General features: G+C 72.7%; 15 protein-coding genes. 5 read left to right on the top strand and 10 right to left on the bottom strand.

The genetic code is table 11. The annotated features are described in order from the left end of the window. Positions 1–7 precede the first annotated feature (7 nt). Both ACWC24_RS20720 and ACWC24_RS20715 read right to left on the bottom strand, forming a co-directional pair. A complete protein-coding gene (locus ACWC24_RS20720) occupies positions 8–1075 on the bottom strand; it encodes an RNA ligase (ATP) (RefSeq protein ID WP_450664296.1) in 1068 nt (355 codons plus the stop codon). 162 nt (positions 1076–1237) lie between these two features. Beyond that, positions 1238–1843 carry a hypothetical protein gene (locus ACWC24_RS20715; protein ID WP_450664295.1) on the bottom strand — a complete coding sequence of 202 codons (606 nt, stop codon included), beginning with the start codon at positions 1841–1843 and terminating at the stop codon, positions 1238–1240. A 221-nt stretch (positions 1844–2064) separates the two neighbouring features. Here ACWC24_RS20715 and ACWC24_RS20710 point away from each other — a divergent pair, with 221 nt between their 5' ends. Then, positions 2065–4851: a penicillin acylase family protein gene (locus ACWC24_RS20710; protein WP_450664294.1), complete on the top strand. Its 2787-nt coding sequence runs from the start codon at positions 2065–2067 to the stop codon at positions 4849–4851. 24 nt (positions 4852–4875) lie between these two features. Here ACWC24_RS20710 and ACWC24_RS20705 read toward each other — a convergent pair whose 3' ends face one another. Together ACWC24_RS20705 and ACWC24_RS20700 are read right to left on the bottom strand one after the other, a co-directional pair. Next, entirely contained in the window at positions 4876–6195 is a 1320-nt protein-coding gene (locus tag ACWC24_RS20705; RefSeq protein ID WP_450664293.1) for a serine-threonine protein kinase, read from the bottom strand. 81 nt (positions 6196–6276) lie between these two features. Continuing rightward, a complete protein-coding gene (locus ACWC24_RS20700; protein ID WP_450664292.1) occupies positions 6277–7530 on the bottom strand; it encodes an exo-beta-N-acetylmuramidase NamZ family protein in 1254 nt (417 codons plus the stop codon). Between the two features lie 194 nt (positions 7531–7724). Here ACWC24_RS20700 and ACWC24_RS20695 point away from each other — a divergent pair, with 194 nt between their 5' ends. From ACWC24_RS20695 to ACWC24_RS20685, 3 genes are all read left to right on the top strand, one after another. Beyond that, positions 7725–8489: an SDR family oxidoreductase gene (locus ACWC24_RS20695; protein WP_450664291.1), complete on the top strand. Its 765-nt coding sequence runs from the start codon at positions 7725–7727 to the stop codon at positions 8487–8489. Further along, positions 8486–10156, top strand: coding sequence for a class I adenylate-forming enzyme family protein (locus ACWC24_RS20690; RefSeq protein WP_450664290.1), 1671 nt, complete (start codon positions 8486–8488; stop codon positions 10154–10156). The genes ACWC24_RS20695 and ACWC24_RS20690 overlap by 4 nt, the downstream gene beginning before the upstream one ends. A gap of 87 nt (positions 10157–10243) precedes the next feature. Beyond that, positions 10244–10837 (top strand): TetR/AcrR family transcriptional regulator, encoded by a 594-nt coding sequence (locus ACWC24_RS20685; RefSeq protein ID WP_450664289.1) that lies wholly within the window; start codon positions 10244–10246, stop codon positions 10835–10837. A 78-nt stretch (positions 10838–10915) separates the two neighbouring features. Here ACWC24_RS20685 and ACWC24_RS20680 read toward each other — a convergent pair whose 3' ends face one another. From ACWC24_RS20680 to ACWC24_RS20655, 6 genes are all read right to left on the bottom strand, one after another. Next, positions 10916–12130, bottom strand: coding sequence for an acyl-CoA dehydrogenase family protein (locus tag ACWC24_RS20680; protein ID WP_450664288.1), 1215 nt, complete (start codon positions 12128–12130; stop codon positions 10916–10918). A gap of 6 nt (positions 12131–12136) precedes the next feature. Further along, positions 12137–13171: a phosphotransferase family protein gene (locus ACWC24_RS20675; RefSeq protein ID WP_450664287.1), complete on the bottom strand. Its 1035-nt coding sequence runs from the start codon at positions 13169–13171 to the stop codon at positions 12137–12139. A 241-nt stretch (positions 13172–13412) separates the two neighbouring features. After that, positions 13413–13754: a DUF202 domain-containing protein gene (locus ACWC24_RS20670; RefSeq protein WP_450664286.1), complete on the bottom strand. Its 342-nt coding sequence runs from the start codon at positions 13752–13754 to the stop codon at positions 13413–13415. After that, positions 13751–14143: a YidH family protein gene (locus ACWC24_RS20665; RefSeq protein WP_450664285.1), complete on the bottom strand. Its 393-nt coding sequence runs from the start codon at positions 14141–14143 to the stop codon at positions 13751–13753. The genes ACWC24_RS20670 and ACWC24_RS20665 overlap by 4 nt, the downstream gene beginning before the upstream one ends. A gap of 107 nt (positions 14144–14250) precedes the next feature. Further along, positions 14251–14766 (bottom strand): NUDIX hydrolase, encoded by a 516-nt coding sequence (locus ACWC24_RS20660; protein ID WP_450664284.1) that lies wholly within the window; start codon positions 14764–14766, stop codon positions 14251–14253. A 41-nt stretch (positions 14767–14807) separates the two neighbouring features. Next, the gene (locus ACWC24_RS20655; RefSeq protein ID WP_450664283.1) at positions 14808–15701 is read right to left on the bottom strand and encodes a DMT family transporter; all 894 of its coding nucleotides are present in this window, start codon (positions 15699–15701) and stop codon (positions 14808–14810) included. A gap of 745 nt (positions 15702–16446) precedes the next feature. Between ACWC24_RS20655 and ACWC24_RS20650 the strand changes: the two genes are divergently transcribed. Then, positions 16447–17349 (top strand): hypothetical protein, encoded by a 903-nt coding sequence (locus tag ACWC24_RS20650; RefSeq protein WP_450664374.1) that lies wholly within the window; start codon positions 16447–16449, stop codon positions 17347–17349. The last annotated feature ends 45 nt before the right edge of the window (positions 17350–17394 follow it).

The raw sequence follows: 17394 nt of genomic DNA, 5'->3' as shown, positions 1-17394 counted from the left end.
CCGTGACTCACTCGTACTCCGTGCCGCCCTTGCGGGTCAGGTAGGCCGGGCTCACCGCCTTGGCGATCGCCCGCCCACCGGTCACCGGGCTGTACCGCTCGACGGCCGGCCGGATCACCACACCCTCCCGCAGGTGCAGTTCCCGCCCCGACACGCTCTCGCGCCCGGTGGCGGCCTCCAGCACCCGCCCGATGTCGTACGGCCCTTCGAACAGCCGTGGCACCAACGGCAGCTCCCCGTCCAGCAGTCCGGCCGCGTCCAGCCAGACCACCGTGCCGTCGATCTCCGCGGACACGTCGAACACGGCGTAGCCCAGGGTGTCGTGGCGGCCGCCGGCGCCGTACGTCAGGTCCTGGACGCCCGCCCCGTACACCTCGCCGAAGATCCCCACGCGGCGCGCCCCGAGCCGTCCGGCGAGCCGGGCCGCCGCCTCGACGGCACCGTGACCGCGCACGGCCCGCCAGTACAGGTTGCGCGGGTCCTCCTTCAGGGCCAGCGACCTGGCGCCGTAGCCCTTGGAGGAGACGTAGGCGCGGTCCTCCTCGGCGTGGTAGGTCAGCAGGCAGGCCGAGCCGTGCAGCTTCTCCGTCAGGACCACGGGCTCGCCCGGCGCGAACACGTCCGGGTAGCGCTGGATGTTCTCGATGTCCACCCAGGGCAACAGTCCGGGCGCGGACTCGACTTCCCCGCTCATCGTCGGCGGGACCGGCGGCACCCACTTGACGACGCCGAGCCGCTCGGCGAAGTCGGTGCGGTCGGCCGCGGCGCGCGCCAGGTCGACGTCCTCGAGCGCACGCGGCCGGCAGACGAGGCCCTGCGACAGCTCACCGCGCAGCCGCACCGCCCGGACCCGGTCGTGGTTGCCGCCCGCGAGCCGGCCGGTCAGCCCCAGCTCCTCGATCAGCGCGGCCGGGAGGACGGACTGCTCGGGGATGTAGACGGCCGCGTCGCCGGTGCGGTAGGCGCCCTTGGCGACCACGGCCCGGTACAGGCCCACCTGGGCCAGTTCGAGTGCGTCGGCGTTCGGGTGCGGGTGGACGGTCAGCACTTCGGCGGTGACGCGCAGCGTCGACACGATGGCTCCTCGGGCGTCCGGGGTGCCCCGGACGGGCCCCCTCGTCCCCTCACTCTCCGCACGGGAAAGCGCTGGAGCGACCCGATTAGCACCTGCTAGCCTCCCGGTCCCCGCGTGCACATGAGGGGGGTGCGGCATCCCCGGCGCACCCCCGGCGTGCTCTCAGGCCGACATCAGCATCGCCCGCCCCTGCCTGGCGAACGCCAGGGCCTCGGACGTGAGGACGGGCCGCGGGACGAGTATGCCGCAGTCCGCGCAGACCGGGCCCGACGACGGTTCGTGGTCCAGGTCGTACTTCCAGAACAGGCGCTCCCCGTCGCACACCGGGCAGGTCGAGCCCGGCGCGCGCTCCAGCGCGGCGATCAGACTGCGCAGCACCTCACCGAGCGGCGCACGGGGGTGCAGCCGGGGGTTGTCGCACCAGGCGACGCCGAATCCGCCCCAGGTCAGCCGGTGCCAGTCGTCCACGCTGCCCGGCCTGCGCAGCCCGTCGTGCTTCTCCTTCCTGCGACGCTCGGCGAACTCGCCCTCGTAGTCGAGCCACACCGCCCGTGCCTCCTCCAGCTCGTCCAACGCGGCCACGAGCCGCGCAGGATCGGGGGAGCGGTCCTCGGGGCCGAACCCCGACCGGGAGCACAGGTGGTCCCAGGTCGCCCTGTGCCCGTAAGGAGCGAACCGCTCGAGGCACTTGCGCAGCGAGTAGCGCCGCAGCGCCAGATCGCAGCGCGGATCGCGCACCTGTCTCGCCAGACTCCGGAAACCGGCCATCGCCTTGCACCTCCGTCACATCTGCACCTGTACTTCGGTCACTTCGGCGTCGTCGTGCGGACGTCGCCGAATAGACGTGTCGACACCCGAATCGGCTCCATCCGATTTCCGATCGCCCCCCATAAGCCGGAGCGACGACTCGAAAAAGTGACGCATGTTCATCTTCAATCCCGGGGATACCGGCGGTAACCTCCGGCCAATCCCCGTCGCTAGGAGCTGCCATGCCTGGGCGCACCCCACGCACACCTCTCGACAGACTGAGAACTCCCCGCAGATTTCCCGGGTTCCTGAAGACGGCATCCGTATGCGTCCTCATTGCCGGACTTTTGTCACCGCTTTCCCAGCTGGCGGTCGCCGCCGAGACCGCCACGGCCACCGACTACTGCGGCGGACAGTGCTCCGACATCCTGCCGCCGGGCGAGAACGGCAACGCCACCCTCGCCCAGGTCCTCCTCAACCAGGCTTTCGGCACCCAGCCTTCGCACGCCGAGGACCAGCTCGGCCCCTACGCCAACCTGGCCACGGGCTACTCGGCGCTCACCACCGACAAGATCAACACGTTCTTCAACGACGCGTCGTTCGGCGTCGCCTCCGGGCAGGTCGCCTCCACCGAGAGCCCCGCGGGCCGTACCGACGTGTCGATCGTGCGCGACAAGAAGACGGGTGTGCCGCACATCACGGGCACCACCCGGTACGGCACGGAGTTCGGCGCCGGCTACGCGGCGGCCGAGGACCGGCTCTGGCTGATGGACGTCTTCCGTCATGTCGGGCGCGGTCAGCTGACCACGTTCGCGGGCGGCGCGGCCTCCAACCAGGGTCTCGAGCAGGAGTTCTACCGCAACGCGCCGTACACCGAGGCCGACCTCCAGGCCCAGATCGACAACGCCGTGGCGAACAACGGCACCCGCGGCCAGCAGGCCCTGGCCGACGCCAACGCCTATCTCGCCGGCATCAACTCCTACATCGACGCCTCCGACAGCGGCCGCTACTTCCCGGGCGAGTACGTCCTGACCGGCCACAAGGACTCCATCACCAACGCCGGCACCATCGACCACTTCAAGATCACCGACCTGGTGGCGCTGGCCTCGGTGATCGGCTCGCTGTTCGGCTCCGGCGGCGGCGGCGAGGTCAACAACGCCGTCTCCCTGCTCGCCGCCCAGGACAAGTACGGCGTGGCGGCCGGCACCGCGGTCTGGGAGTCCTTCCGCGAGCGCAACGACGCCGAGGCCGCCCTCACCGTCCACAACGGCGAGAGCTTCCCCTACGCCACCAAGCCCGACGACCCGCAGGGCGAGGCCCTGCCCGACGCCGGCACGGTGACCCAGGAACCGCTGGTGTACGACCGTACGGGCAGCGCGGCGACCGCCACGGCGGCGACCACCGCCACCACCGCGGCGGCCACCGCGCTCAGCTCGGCCAGGCGCGGTATGTCCAACGCCCTGGTGGTCAGCGGCAGGTCCACGGCCGGCGGTCACCCGATCGCCGTGTTCGGGCCGCAGACCGGCTATTTCGCGCCACAGCTGCTGATGCTCCAGGAGATCCAGGGACCCGGCATCAGCGCCCGCGGCGCCTCCTTCGCGGGCCTGAGCATGTACGTCGAACTGGGCCGCGGCCAGGACTACGCGTGGAGCGCCACGACCTCCGGCCAGGACATCATCGACACCTACGCCGTCGAACTGTGCCAGGACGACTACCACTACCTCTACCACGGCACCTGCACGGCGATGGAGAAGGTCGAGCAGAAGAACGCCTGGACCCCGACGACCGCCGACGGCACCGCGGCCGGCTCCTACACGATGCGGGTCTACCGCACGAAGTACGGCCCCGTGGAGTACCGGGCCACCGTCGGCGGCAAGAAGGTCGCCTACACCACCCTGCGCTCCTCCTACCTGCACGAGGCCGACTCGATCATCGGCTTCCAGATGCTCAACGACCCCGACTACGTGAAGGGCCCGGCCGACTTCCAGAGCGCGGCCCAGCACATCAACTACACCTTCAACTGGTTCTACGCCGACTCCACGCACACCGCGTACTACAACAGCGGCGACAACCCGGTGCGCGCGAGCGGCGTCGACGCCGAGTTCCCGGTGTGGGCGCAGGCCGCCTACGAGTGGCGCAACTGGGACCCGGCCACCAACACCGCCGACTACACACCGGCCTCCGCCCACCCCAACTCCATGGACCAGGACTACTACATCTCCTGGAACAACAAGCAGGCCAAGGACTACACGACCGCGTCCTGGGGCGACGGCTCGGTGCACCGCGGCAACCTGCTGGACGACCGGGTGAAGAAGCTGGTCGCGGCCGGCGGGGTGACCAGGGTCGCCCTCGTCAAGGCGATGGCGGACGCGGCGCTCGCGGACCTGCGGGCCGAGGACGTGCTGCCGGACCTGCTCCGGGTCGTCAACAGCTCCACGGTCACCGACACCACGGCCGCCGCGGCGGTCACCAAGCTCCAGACCTGGCTGACCGCGGGCGCCAGGCGCACGGAGACCTCGGCCGGTTCGAAGACCTACGCCAACGCCGACGCCATCCGCATCCTGGACGCCTGGTGGCCGCTGCTGGTGAAGGCCGAGTTCGAACCCGGCCTCGGCACCCCGCTCTACACCGCCCTGACCGCCAACCTCCCGATCGACGAGACCCCGTCGGCCGCGCACGGCCCGACCGGCGCACACGCCGGAAGCTCCTTCCAGTACGGCTGGTGGAGCTATGTGGACAAGGACGTCCGGGCGGTGCTCGGCGACACCGTGGCGGGCCCGCTCGGACAGAAGTACTGCGGCGGCGGCAGCCTGACCTCCTGCCGGGACATCCTCATCAGCACCCTGAAGCAGGCGGCCGCCCTGACCGCGGCCCAGGTCTACCCCGGCGACGACCTGTGCGCCGCGGGCAACCAGTGGTGCGCCGACTCGATCGTCCAGCGCGCCCTCGGCGGCATCAAGCACGGAAACATCAGCTGGCAGAACCGGCCCACCTACCAGCAGGTGGTGGAGTTCACCTCGCACCGGTGACGCCCTGAGCGGCGGCGGGCGGGTTCAGCGGATCCGGCCCGCCGCCAGCACCACCCGCGCCAGCTCCGGGTGCACGATGTCGCTGTGCGCGCCGCTCGGCGGGCCGCCGCGGCACACCACCGCCGACGCGTCGACGTTGACGCACCCGGAGCCGGGCAGCGCACCCCCGAGCGCGTCGGCGAGCGTCAGCGCCCGGGTGCCCGGCACCGCCTGCACCCCGTCGTGGCCCATCGCCCCCCACTTGTCGCCCAGCAGCCGGCCCAGGCCGAAGCCCTCGGCCACGCCCTGCGCGTCGCCCGCCATCCGGGAGGCCAGCGGGTACAGCGTGCCCAGCGCCGTGTCGTGGCTGGACCAGCAGCACACCAGGGGGCCGTCGACCCGATGGTTCTGGCCCTGCAACACACCGCCCGTACGCGGGTCTTGGGGCAGCCGGGCGGCGAACGCGTAGTGCGAGAAGGCCCCTTGCAGCAGGGTCACGGACTTCACCGTGCGCACACCCTCGGGCAGCCCGCGCAGGGCGAACGACACCAGCCGGCCGCCGAAACTGTGCCCGACCAGATGCACCCGTACCTGCGGCGCCGCGTCCGCCAGTTGGCCCAGGAACCGGCCGAGCCCGCGCTCGCCCACCGTTCCGGCCCGCCGCTTCATCGCGTAGTACGTGCCCTGCCGCAGCAGTTCGAGCGCCCCGTCCCACGGGTCGGGCATCGTGAACTCCGCCGTGGCGCCCGGGGATTCGAGGCCGGCCAGGGCCTGCGCGAAGGTCTCGCACATCTCGGCCGCGGACCCGGTGAACATCTCCGGCACGTCCTGCGGCACCCCCTCCGCCAGCGTGTCCGCCGCGAACAACGCCTGCGGGCCGGGCGGCACCACCTCCACCAGCAGCCGCACCAGCCGCCCGAACTCGGTCAGTTCGGCCTCCTCGCGCGGCCGCTGCTCCAGCAGCCGAGCGAGCTGCTCCACCAGGATCCCCCGGCCCGGGAAGGTCTCCAGCAGCGCGTGCCGGGTGTCCTTGTCGAGCGCCGGACGCCGGGGCGCCTCGGCCGCCGCCGGGCGCGGGAAGTCCGGGATCGGCTCGTCGCAGAACCGCATCGACGGCCACACCACCCCCACGTACCCGATCCGGGCCGTCGGCGCGAGCTGCGGGAACGGGGCGAAGAAGCTGCTGTAGAGCCGGGTCGCGCCCGAGCGGTCGTTGTTCCAGCCGTGCGCGAACACCACCAGGTCCCGCACACCGCGCCGGGGTGCCTCGGTCAGCAGCCGGTCCCGCTCCGGACCGGACACGTCGCCGTCCGCGTCGAAGGTCAGCTCCCAGTACGGCGTCACACTCATCGCCGGATCTGCCATGACGGACTCCTTCGTCCCCCGTGGTGGCGCGCTCTGGGCGCATGGTCCTGCCAACGGGGGACATTGGCCATACGTCACGGCTCATCCGTAGGACAGATACTTCTCCCGCACCCGCCGGAACGCCGCCAACTCCTCGTGCCAGCCCGCCACCACCGCGTCGGTGTCCGCGCCCGCGTCGATCGCGGTGCGCACCCGGTCGGAGCCCGTCAGCTTGTCGATCCAGTGGTCGGAACGCCAGGCGAAGCCGTCCCAGACCCGCCGGGCGGTCACCAGCAGCGCGATCCCGGTGCGCACCGGGTCGTACGTCCCCCGGTCGTGCACATGGATCTGCACGCCCCCGACGGTCTTCCCCTGGAACTTGGAGAAGGTGGGCGCGAAGTACGCCTCGCGGAAGCGCACGCCCGGCAGGCGCAGCGCGTTCACGGCGGCGGCCCACCGCCCGTCGATCCCCTCGGCGCCCAGCAGTTCGAACGGCCGGGTGGTGCCGCGCCCCTCGGAGAGGTTCGTGCCCTCGAACAGACAGGTGCCCGCGTACGCCAGCGCGGTGTCGGGCGTCGGCATGTTCGGGCTCGGCGGCACCCAGGGCAGCCCGGACGCGTCGTACCACTGCGACCGCTTCCAGTCGCTCATCAGTACGGTGTCCAGTTTCACCGGCGCCGCCAGGAACTCCCCGTTGAACAGCCGCGCCAGCTCCGCGACCGTCATGCCGTGCGCCTGCGCGATCGGCTGCCGGCCGACGAAGGTCGCGAACTCCCGGTGCAGCACCGGCCCCAGGGCCGCCCGCCCGGTCAGCGGATTGGGCCGGTCCAGGACCAGGAACCGCTTGCCCGCGAGCTGCGCGGCCTCCATGCAGTCGTACAGGGTCCAGATGTAGGTGTAGAAGCGGGCGCCCGCGTCCTGGATGTCGAAGACGACCGTGTCGACGCCGGACGCGGTGAACACGTCGGCCAGCGGCCGGCCGCTCTTCAGGTAGGTGTCGTACACCGGCAGCCCGGTCGCCGGGTCGTCGTAGCGGCCCTCGGACCCGCCCGCCTGCGCCGTGCCGCGGAAGCCGTGCTCGGGTCCGAACACGGCACGCAGGTTCACCCGTCCGTCGGCATGCATCACGTCCACGATGTGCCGGGCGTCCCGGGTGATACCGGTCGGGTTGGTGACGATGCCGACCCGCTGCCCCTTCAGCCGCGCGTAGCCGTCCGCGGCGAGCCGCTCGAAACCGGTGCGCGGTTTTTCTCGGGGCGATTTTGTGACAGGGGCGGGGGTCAAAGACATTGCGGTTGCCGTGGACAGTGTGGCCGCCGTGGCCGAGGCGAGCACGGTGCGTCTGGAGAGGCGCATGCGGATCCTCCGTGGGGGAGACGTGACGGGCCGTCCGGTGCGGATCGTGCGGGCGACGGCGCCGAACCTCGGCGGCTCCGCCGCTCCCAGCGTGCGGCAACGGCCCTTCCTCTCGCACATACCGACCGGTTAGTCTGGTGTCGCAGATCCGAATCTCGTCGCAGAGCCGATTCTCGTCGTGTCGAAGGAGACCGATGGTGGAAGCCGTGCAGGATGCCGGAGTGGTCGTCACCGGAGCGGGAGGCGGCATCGGGGCCGCACTGGCCCGCCGCTTCGCCGCCGAGGGGGCCCGCGTCGTCGTCAACGACCTGGACGCCGACAAGGCGCGGGCCGTGGCCGACGAGATCGGCGGCATCGCGATCCCCGGCGACGCCTCCGCGATCGTCGCCGACGCCCGGGACGCGCTCGGCGGCTCCGTCGACGTCTACTGCGCCAACGCCGGGGTCGGCTCCGGCGGTTCGGAGGCGGCGGGCGAGCCGGTGTGGGCCCTGGCCTGGGACGTCAACGTGATGGCCCACGTCCGCGCGGCCGAGGCGCTGATCCCCGGCTGGCTGGAGCGCGGCCACGGACGCTTCGTCTCCACCGTCTCCGCCGCCGGACTGCTCACCATGATCGGCGCCGCGCCGTACAGCGTCACCAAGCACGGCGCGTACGCCTTCGCCGAGTGGCTCTCGCTCACCTACCGCCACCGTGGGATCAAGGTCCACGCCATCTGCCCCCAGGGGGTGCGCACCGACATGCTGGCCGCCACCGGCAGCGCGGGCGACCTGGTCCTCCAGCCGACCGCGATCGAGCCGCAGGCCGTCGCGGACGCCCTCTTCAAGGGCATCGAGGAGGACCGCTTCCTGATCCTGCCCCACCCCGAGGTCGCCGCCTACTACCAGGGCCGGGCCGTCGATCCGGACCGCTGGCTGACCACCATGAACCACATCCAGCAGAAGTGGGAGGCCGGACAGTGACCGCCTCCCGCTACGCCGACAAGCCCTGGGTCGCCCTCCTCGACGAGGCCCAGCGCGCCCCCGTCCACCCGGCCGACTCCCTGGTGCACGCCCTGCGCCGGGCCGTCGACGAGACGCCCGAACGCGACTTCCTCGCCTACTTCGACGGCCGGCTGACCTACCGCGAGGCCGACGAGCTCAGCGACTCCGTCGCCGGCCATCTGGCCGCCCGCGGCCTGGAACGCGGCGACCGGGTGGCCGTGCTGCTCCAGAACTCCCCGCAGTTCGTGATCGCGCTGCTCGGCGCGTGGAAGGCGGGCGCGACCGTCGTCCCCGTCAACCCCATGTACAAGTCCGGCGAGGTCGCGCACGTCCTGCGGGACGCCGAGGTCACCGCGCTGATCTGCGCCGACCGCGCCTGGGAGGCGTACCTGCGCGAGACGGCCGCCGGCTCGCCGGTGCGGATCGTGCTCACCGGCTGCGAGCTGGACTTCCAGACCCGCGGCGACACGCGCGTGCTGACCTTCGAGCGGGCGGCGCGGGCCGCGGACGCCGACGACCTCACCAGCGTCGCCCGGCAGGGCCACAAGGCCCCCGAAGGCCGCGACCCCGGCCCCGACGACATCGCGCTGATCAGCTACACCTCGGGCACCAGCGGCACCCCCAAGGGCGCCACCAACACGCACGGCAACATCATGTACAACGCCGAGCGGCAGCGCACCGGACTGGGCCTGCCCGGCGTGCCCGTCTACTACGCGCTGGCCCCCCTGTTCCACATCACCGGGATGGTCTGCCAGCTCGGCGCCTGCCTCGACAGCGCGGGCACCCTGGTGCTCACCTACCGCTTCGAGCCGGGCGTCGTCCTGGACGCGTTCGCCGAGCACCGGCCGCACTACACCGTGGGCCCCTCGACCGCCTTCATGGCACTGGCCGCCCACCCGGCCGCCACCCCGGAGCACTTCTCCTCCTTCGCGCACATCTCCTCCGGCGGCGCCCCGCTGCCGCCCGCCCTGGTGGAGAAGTTCCGGGCCGGCTTCGGACCGTACATCCGCAACGGCTACGGCCTGACCGAGTGCACCGCGCCCTGCGCGTCCGTGCCGCCCGGCCTGGAGGCACCCGTCGACCCGGCCTCCGGGACGCTGGCCGTCGGCGTGCCGGGCCCCGACACGGTCGTACGGATCCTCGACGACACCGGCGCCGAGGTGCCCTTCGGCGAGCAGGGCGAGATCGTCGTGCGCGGACCGCAGGTCGTGCCCGGCTACTGGCGGCGCCCCGAGGCCACCGCCGAGACCTTCCCCGACGGCGAACTGCGCACCGGCGACATCGGGTTCATGGACGAGCAGGGCTGGCTGTACGTCGTCGACCGCAAGAAGGACATGATCAACGCGTCCGGCTTCAAGGTGTGGCCGCGCGAGGTCGAGGACGTCCTGTACACGCACCCGGCGGTGCGCGAGGCGGCCGTCGTCGGGGTGCCGGACGGCTACCGCGGGGAGACGGTGAAGGCCTACATCAGCCTGCGGCCCGACGCCGACGCGGATGCGGATACGCTCACCGCCTACTGCAAGGACAGACTGGCGGCCTACAAGTATCCGCGCCAGGTGGAGATCCTGCCCGAACTGCCCAAAACGGCGAGTGGGAAGATCCTCCGTCGGGAACTGCGTTCCCGCGACGCGCACGACAGCCAGTAGACGCGCAAGACGGTCAGTGGACGACAGCCGGTGAGGCCCGCCGACGAGGCAGGGCCGACAAGGCATAGAGGAAGGCAGGTGGCGGCAGTGCCCAGGACGACGGACGGCGACGGGCCCCCCGTACCGCAGCGGCTGCTCGCCGCCGCCACCCGGCTCTTCGCCGAGCAGGGCTACGACCGCACCTCGGTCCAGGAGATCGTCGAGGCGGCCGGCGTCACCAAGGGGGCGCTGTACCACTACTTCGGCTCCAAGGACGACCTGCTGCACGAGGTGTACGCGCGCGTGCTGCGGGTCCAGCAGGAGCGGCTCGACGCCTTCGCCGACGCCGACGAGCCGATCGAGAAGCGGCTGCGGGGCGCCGCGGCGGACGTCGTCGTCACGACGATCGAGAACCTCGACGACGCGTCGATCTTCTTCCGCTCGATGCACCACCTCAGCCCCGAGAAGAACAAGCAGGTGCGCGCCGAGCGGCGGCGCTACCACGAACGCTTCCGCGCGCTCGTCGAGGAGGGCCAGGCCGCCGGGGTGTTCTCCACGGCGACCCCGGCCGACCTGGTCGTGGACTACCACTTCGGCTCGATCCACCACCTGTCGACCTGGTACCGCCCCGACGGCCCGATGAGCCCCCAGGAGCTCGCCGACCACCTGGCCGACCTGCTGCTGCGGGCCCTGCGCCCCTGACGGCCCAGCCGTCACATGAGGAGGGCCCCGGCGACATCGCCGGGGCCCTCCTCATGTCACCGTGCTCACCCGCGCCGCTTACAGGTACTTCTTCAGCTCCCGGCGGGCCAGCGACCGCTGGTGCACCTCGTCCGGGCCGTCGGCCAGCATCAGGGTGCGGGCACTCGCGTACAGCTCGGCCAGCGGGAAGTCCTGGCTCACACCGCCCGCGCCGTGCAACTGGATGGCCCGGTCCAGGATGCCGACCACCGCGCGCGGGGTGGCGATCTTGATGGACTGGATCTCCGTGTGGGCGCCCTTGTTGCCGACGGTGTCCATCAGCCAGGCCGTCTTCAGCACCAGCAGCCGCAACTGCTCGACGGTGACCCGGGCGTCCGCGATCCAGTTCTGCACCACACCCTGCTGGGCCAGTGCCTTGCCGAACGCGGTGCGCTCGACGGCCCGGCGGCACATCAGCTCGATCGCCCGCTCCGCCATGCCGATCAGCCGCATGCAGTGGTGGATCCGGCCCGGTCCCAGCCGGGCCTGCGCGATGGCGAAGCCGCCGCCCTCCTCGCCGACCAGGTTCGACACCGGCACCCGCGCGTGGTCGAAGACCACCTCGGCGTGACCGCCGTGCGAGTGGTCCTCGTAGCCGAAGACCTGCATGGCGCGCTTCACGGTGACACCCGGGGTGTCGCGGGGGACCAGCACCATCGACTGCTGACGCCGGATGTCGGCGCCGTCCGGGTCGGTCTTGCCCATCACGATGAAGATCCTGCAGTCCGGGTTCATCGCCCCGGAGATGTACCACTTGCGGCCGGTGACGACGTACTCGTCGCCGTCGCGCTCGATGTGGGTGGTGATGTTGGTGGCGTCCGAGGAGGCCACCTCCGGCTCGGTCATCGCGAACGCCGAGCGGATCTCACCGGCGAGCAGCGGCTCCAGCCACTGCTTCCTCTGCCGCTCGTCGCCGAACTGCGCCAGCACCTCCATGTTGCCGGTGTCCGGCGCGGCGCAGTTCAGCGCGGTCGGCGCCAGGTGCGGGGAGCGGCCGGTGATCTCGGCGAGCGGCGCGTACTGGAGGTTGGTCAGACCGGCGCCGTACTCGGCGTCGGGCAGGAACAGGTTCCACAGCCCCTGCCTGCGCGCCTCGGCCTTCAGCTCCTCCACCACCGCCGGGGTGTCCCACGGCGAGGCGAGCCCGGCCCGCTGCTCCTCGGCGACGGCCTCGGCCGGGTAGACGTGCTCGTCCATGAAGGCCAGGAGCCTGGCGCGCAGTTCCTCGGTGCGTGCGTCGAACGCGAAGTCCATGATGGATCAGCCCTCCTGGAGACCGTCGTGCAGCGTGGTCAGGCCGTGCTCGATGAAGACGGGGACGAGTTCGCCGATGCGGTCGAAGCCGCGGCCGACGGTCTGGCCCAGCGTGTAGCGGTAGTGGATGCCCTCCAGGATCACCGCGAGCTTGAACCAGGCGAACGCGGTGTACCAGGAGACGGCCGAGACGTCGCGGCCCGAGCGGGCGGCGTACCGCTCGATCAGCTCGGCGGGCGCCGGGTGGCCCGCGGCCTCGGCGGTGGTGGAGACGGGCGAGTGCGGCAGCCCGAGCCGCATGCTGTACATCACCAGCAGACCCAGGTCGGTCAGCGGGTCGCCGAGCGTCGACATCTCCCAGTCGAGGACGGCCTTGATCGTGTCGTCCTCGCCGATCAGGACGTTGTCGAGCCGGTAGTCGCCGTGCACGACGGCCGGCGCGGGGGAGACCGGCAGCTCGCGGCCGAGCGCCGCGTGCAGCTCGTCGATGCCCGCCAGGTCACGGCTGCGGGAGGCGTCGAGCTGCTTGCTCCAGCGCCGCAGCTGCCGGTCCAGGAAGCCCTCGGGGCGGCCGAAGTCCGCCAGGCCCACCTCGGCCGGGTCGACCGCGTGCAGCTCGACGAGGGTGTCGACCAGCGACAGCACCGCGTTGCGGGTGCGCTCGGCGCCGAGCGGGGCGAGCTGGTCGGCGGTGCGGTACGGGGTGCCCGTCACGAACTCCATGACGTAGAAGGGCGATCCGAGTACGTCCTCGTCCTCGCACAGCAGCACCGGACGCGGCACCGGCACGGCGGTCGGGTGCAGCGCGCTGATCACGCGGTGCTCGCGCCGCATGTCGTGCGCGGTGGCCAGGACATGGCCGAGCGGGGGACGCCGTACGACCCACTTCGTGTCGCCGTCCGCGACCTCGTACGTCAGGTTCGACCGACCGCCCTCGATCAGCCGGCCGGTCAGGGGGCCGCGCACCAGGCCGGGCCGCTCGCGGTCGAGCAGGTCGCGCAGCCGGTCGAGATCGAGTCCGGGCGGGTGGTCGGGGCTCATACATCGCTCCTACGGGCGCGTGAACGGGACCCGACTTATGATGCCGACCGGTCGGTATGTCGTCCAGTGGATGCGCCGAAGGTGATCTGGGCCACCCTAGGCCGCAGGACCCCCGCGGCGAACCACGAGGAGCCGCCGGGAGTGGCTTTTCGGCCGCCTTCGGGGCGCCGTCGGGCCGTCGTCGGACTGCCACGCGAACGCCGCACATCGGGGCGTCCGGCATGCGCGGCGCCGCCCGGCCCTAGACGATCAGTGCCGCGGCGCACACGGCCATCGCGACCGTGCACAGGACCGCCGCCGTGGCGTGCCGCGGGGCGAGCGTTTTCGGGCGGTGGCTCGCCAGGGCGCGGATGCGCCGGTGGGCGAGCGTCAGGAACGCCAGCCAGAGGACGCAGCACAGGATGCAGACGGTGATCGCGGCGGCGGCACGGCCGTGGTGCAGGGAGGCCTTGACGGCGAGCACGGTCGCGACGGTGCCGGCCAGCGTCGTACGCCGCCAGGCCAGCCGGGTGCGCTCGGGCTGGAGCCCGGGGTCGCGCACCGGCCGGCGGACCGGGGCGGGGGGCGGCGCGTCGCCGGTCATCCGCCCCAGCCGACCAGGACGACGATCACCATCGCGACGGCCACCACCGCGACGAGGACGGCGAGCAGGGCCGGGAAGCGGGAGACCGGCAGGTCCTCGCCCCGGCGCATCGCCCGCTCGCACCGCACCCAGTGGTTGACCGCGCGCAGCGCGCACAGCACGCCCGCCGCGAGCAGCGCCAGCGCGAGCCCGACCCGCCAGGCCCAGCGCAGGTCCGGCAGGAACTGGTCGACCGCGAACCCGCCGCCGATCAAGGCCAGGGAGGTGCGCAGCCAGGCCAGGAACGTGCGCTCGTTGGCCAGCGAGAACCGGTAGTCGGGCGTGCCGCCCTCCTCGCGGACCTGCTGGGGCGCGAACCACAGACGGACGTTCCGCACGAACTCGATCACGCGCAGGACACTACCGGGGGCCGTCCGGGCGGCGCCTTCCGGGCCGGGCGGCCCCGCTCACGGCCGCCCAGGTGCCGCCGCCCCGGTCCCGGGCCGCCCGGTTCCGGTCAGCCCGCGGCGCGGTACGCCCTGAGCCGCTCGTACGCCGCCAGTCCGTCCGGTACCCACTCCCAGCCGTCCAGGCGCGCTTCGACCTCCTCCTCGGGCAGGAAGTCGTGCCAGGCCACCTCCTCCACCTGGGGGTGCACCGGCAGGTCGCAGCGGACCTCGTAGACGGCCGACCACCAGCTGTGGCCGGAGCCGTCGGTGTACAGGAACTTGAAGCGGAACTCGGGGCGCGGCAGTCCGCTCACCCCGAGCTCCTCCTCGGCCTCGCGCAGGGCGGCGTCGTCGTACGCCTCGCCCGCGCCGACGACCCCGCCGACGAACATGTCGTAGAGGGAGGGGAAGACCAGCTTGGTCGGGGTGCGGCGGTGGACGAAGAGACGGCCGGCCGCGTCGCGCGCCTGGACGAAGACGCAGCGGTGGCGCAGTCCCCGCGCGTAGGCCTCGCCGCGCGGGGACTGCCCGACGACCCGGTCGTTCTCGTCGACGATGTCGAGGATTTCGTCAGCAGCGCTCATGGGCCCATCCAAGCAGGGCCCGGGGCGGCTCGGGGGAACGGTCAGCGCGGTTGCAGGTCCCGCACCCGCTCCGGCTTCCCGGTGCCGTCCGGCATCGCCGGGTGCAGCCCCAGCAGCACGATGCCCACGACGATCGCCGCGAGCCCCGCGGCCTCCCAGGCCAGCGCTCCCGTGTCGGTGCGCAGCCGGTCGCCGAGGAAACCCACCCCGCAGAGGATGCCGGCCAGCGGCTGGGTCGCGGTCAGGGCGGGCAGGGACATCCGCAGCGGCGCCGTCTCGAACGCGCTCTGGACCAGTACCAGGCCGGTCACCCCGATCACCAGCACGGCGTACGGCTGCCACCCGGACAGCGCCTCGGCCAGGCCCCCCGCGGCGAAGCGCTGCCCGCTGACCCGCGTCAACGCGTCCTGCACCCCGTACAGCAGCCCGGCCGCCACGGCCAGCAGCACCGGTCCCGCGCTCAGCCTGGACCGCTTCGCGTACGTCGTGAGCAGTAACGCGACACCGACCATGATGCCGATGATCAGCCAGTGCCGTACCGGATCGGTGACCGCGTGGCCGCCGCGTGGTTCACCGGCCACGATGAACGCGCTCACCCCGCCCGCGAGCAGCCCCAGGCCCGCCCAGCCCTGGCGGCCCAGCGGCTGCCGGGTCTGCCGGCGGGAGAGCGCGAGGGCGAACAGCAGGTTGGTCGCGAGCAGCGGCTCGACCAGGGAGATCTCGCCCTTGCCGAGGGCTAACGCGCCCAGGACCATGCCGACGACCATCAGCGCGATCCCGCCCAGCCAGCGTGGTACCCGCATCAGGTCCAGGAGCAGCCGCGGGGAGAGGAAGTCGCTGAGCGGTGCCCGCGCGGCGGCGTTCTGCTGGAGCACGAACCCGAAGCCCAGGCAGCAGGCGGCGCTCACGGCGAGAACCAGAACCAGAACCGACACGCTGTGTACCTCGATCATCCGGCCGGGCCACGGGTCGTCGATGGCCGACTCTAGCGGTCCGGGGCGGTCGGCGCCCCGGGAAGCGTCCGGAACATCGCCTGCGGCGAGACCCGGAACCGGGCGGTGGACGCGACCGCGCCGCCCGGTCGATCACGGGCGGTGGCGCGCTCGTACCGTCATCGTGCGCCGCCGGGCGCCGTGACGCCATGGCGTGCGTCATGCCGGACGGGCCGTAGCGCACCGGCCGCCCGCCGCCCCGCCTGCCGGCCGCCCGCCGCAAGTGCCGTCGCACCGGGTGCAGTTGCCGGATCCGTGTGATCGCGCGGCTTGACGGTGCGCGCCGGCTGGGGGTTTGCTGTCCCGATCGGCCGATGGTGTGCCGATACCCGGCCGTGCCGCGCGAGGAAGCGGGCGCGTCGGCGCGAGGCGGCACGACGGCGTGCGAGGCTGCACAACGGCGTGCGAGCGACCAGAGGAGCACGAGGTACGACCCGCGGTGTCCCCTTTATCACCCTTATCCACGCCTCCTCCCGATGACGACTCCGGTCGTGAACCCGGTCGTGAACCCGGCGCCGGTCCTGCGCACGGCCCCGATCCCGGCCGCGCACCCGCCTCTCGCGCCGATCCCGGCAGTGAACCCGCCCCCGGCGCACCTCCCGCCCCCGGCGCCGGACCCGGGCACGACCCCGGCCCCCACGGCCCCGGCCCGCGCACCGGTGAGGGCCGCCGTACCGCGCATCCGCGCCTGGCCCTCGACGCGGCCCTCGACGACACCGAACTCGCGGCCGCCCGTACCGCGCTGACCGAGGGGCGCTGGCAGGCCGCCCGCTCGCTGCTCGTCCGGACGGGTGACGACTGGGAGCGCCGGGGCCATCGTGTCGCCGTGCTCGCCCGGCACCCCCGCACCGCCGCCCGGGCCCGCGACTGGCTGAGCGCCGAACCCGGCTCCGCCGACGCCTCGGTGCTGCTCGCCCTGGCCCTGGTCAGGCGCGCGGTACGCGGCCGGGAGCGGCAGGACCGGGTACGCGACGCCTGCCACACCGCCGCCGGGCTCGCGCCCGCCGACCCCACCCCCTGGCTCGGCCTGCTGATGCTGGAGCGGTCCCGCGGTGGCGAGGCGGACACCACCGCCGCCTTCGAGGAGGTGCGCAAGCGCTGCCCCGAGCACCACCACGCCCACCATCTGATGGTCGCCCGGCTCGCCGAGCGCCGCGCCGACGCGGGCCCCGACCCGCGGCACGCCGTCTACGACTTCGCCGAGACGTCCGCCCGGCGGGCCCCCGCCGACTCCCCGCTGGCCGTCCTGCCGGTGGTCGCGCGCGCCGAGCGCTACCGCGTGCTGGCCGCCACCGGGACCGAGCCCGCCGATCCGGCCGCCTCGGACCACTGGACCGGCCCCCGGGCCCGGCAGGTGGCGCGGGCCGCCTTCGAATGGTGGCTGGAGTGGGAGCACGAGAGCCACCCGCGCTGCCTGGTCGACCTCAACTTCCTCGCCCACGCCAAGCACCACGCCGGCTGTGCCGCCGAGGCGGCCGCCCTGTTCCAGCGGATCGGGCCGTACGCCACCCCCGCACCCTGGACGTACCCGGACCGCGACCCGCGCGCGGCCTTCCGTGCCGCCCGCGACCGCGCGTTCGGCACGGGGTGAGGCCCGGCCGGCCGTACCTGAGGACTGGGTGAGAAGTGGTTACGG

Source organism: Streptomyces sp. NPDC001443, assembly GCF_053597355.1.
Note: the sequence above shows the minus strand (reverse complement) of the source record. Positions and strands in the feature narration are given on the sequence as shown.

Bases quoted from the DNA above. Each gene is read 5' to 3' on its own strand.
- ACWC24_RS20715 (WP_450664295.1), bottom strand. From the start codon at position 1,843: ATGGCCGGTTTCCGGAGTCTGGCGAGACAGGTGCGCGATCCGCGCTGC.
- ACWC24_RS20710 (WP_450664294.1), top strand. From the start codon at position 2,065: ATGCCTGGGCGCACCCCACGCACACCTCTCGACAGACTGAGAACTCCC.
- ACWC24_RS20705 (WP_450664293.1), bottom strand. From the start codon at position 6,195: ATGGCAGATCCGGCGATGAGTGTGACGCCGTACTGGGAGCTGACCTTC.
- ACWC24_RS20700 (WP_450664292.1), bottom strand. From the start codon at position 7,530: ATGCGCCTCTCCAGACGCACCGTGCTCGCCTCGGCCACGGCGGCCACA.
- ACWC24_RS20695 (WP_450664291.1), top strand. From the start codon at position 7,725: ATGGTGGAAGCCGTGCAGGATGCCGGAGTGGTCGTCACCGGAGCGGGA.
- ACWC24_RS20680 (WP_450664288.1), bottom strand. From the start codon at position 12,130: ATGGACTTCGCGTTCGACGCACGCACCGAGGAACTGCGCGCCAGGCTC.
- ACWC24_RS20675 (WP_450664287.1), bottom strand. From the start codon at position 13,171: ATGAGCCCCGACCACCCGCCCGGACTCGATCTCGACCGGCTGCGCGAC.
- ACWC24_RS20670 (WP_450664286.1), bottom strand. From the start codon at position 13,754: ATGACCGGCGACGCGCCGCCCCCCGCCCCGGTCCGCCGGCCGGTGCGC.
- ACWC24_RS20660 (WP_450664284.1), bottom strand. From the start codon at position 14,766: ATGAGCGCTGCTGACGAAATCCTCGACATCGTCGACGAGAACGACCGG.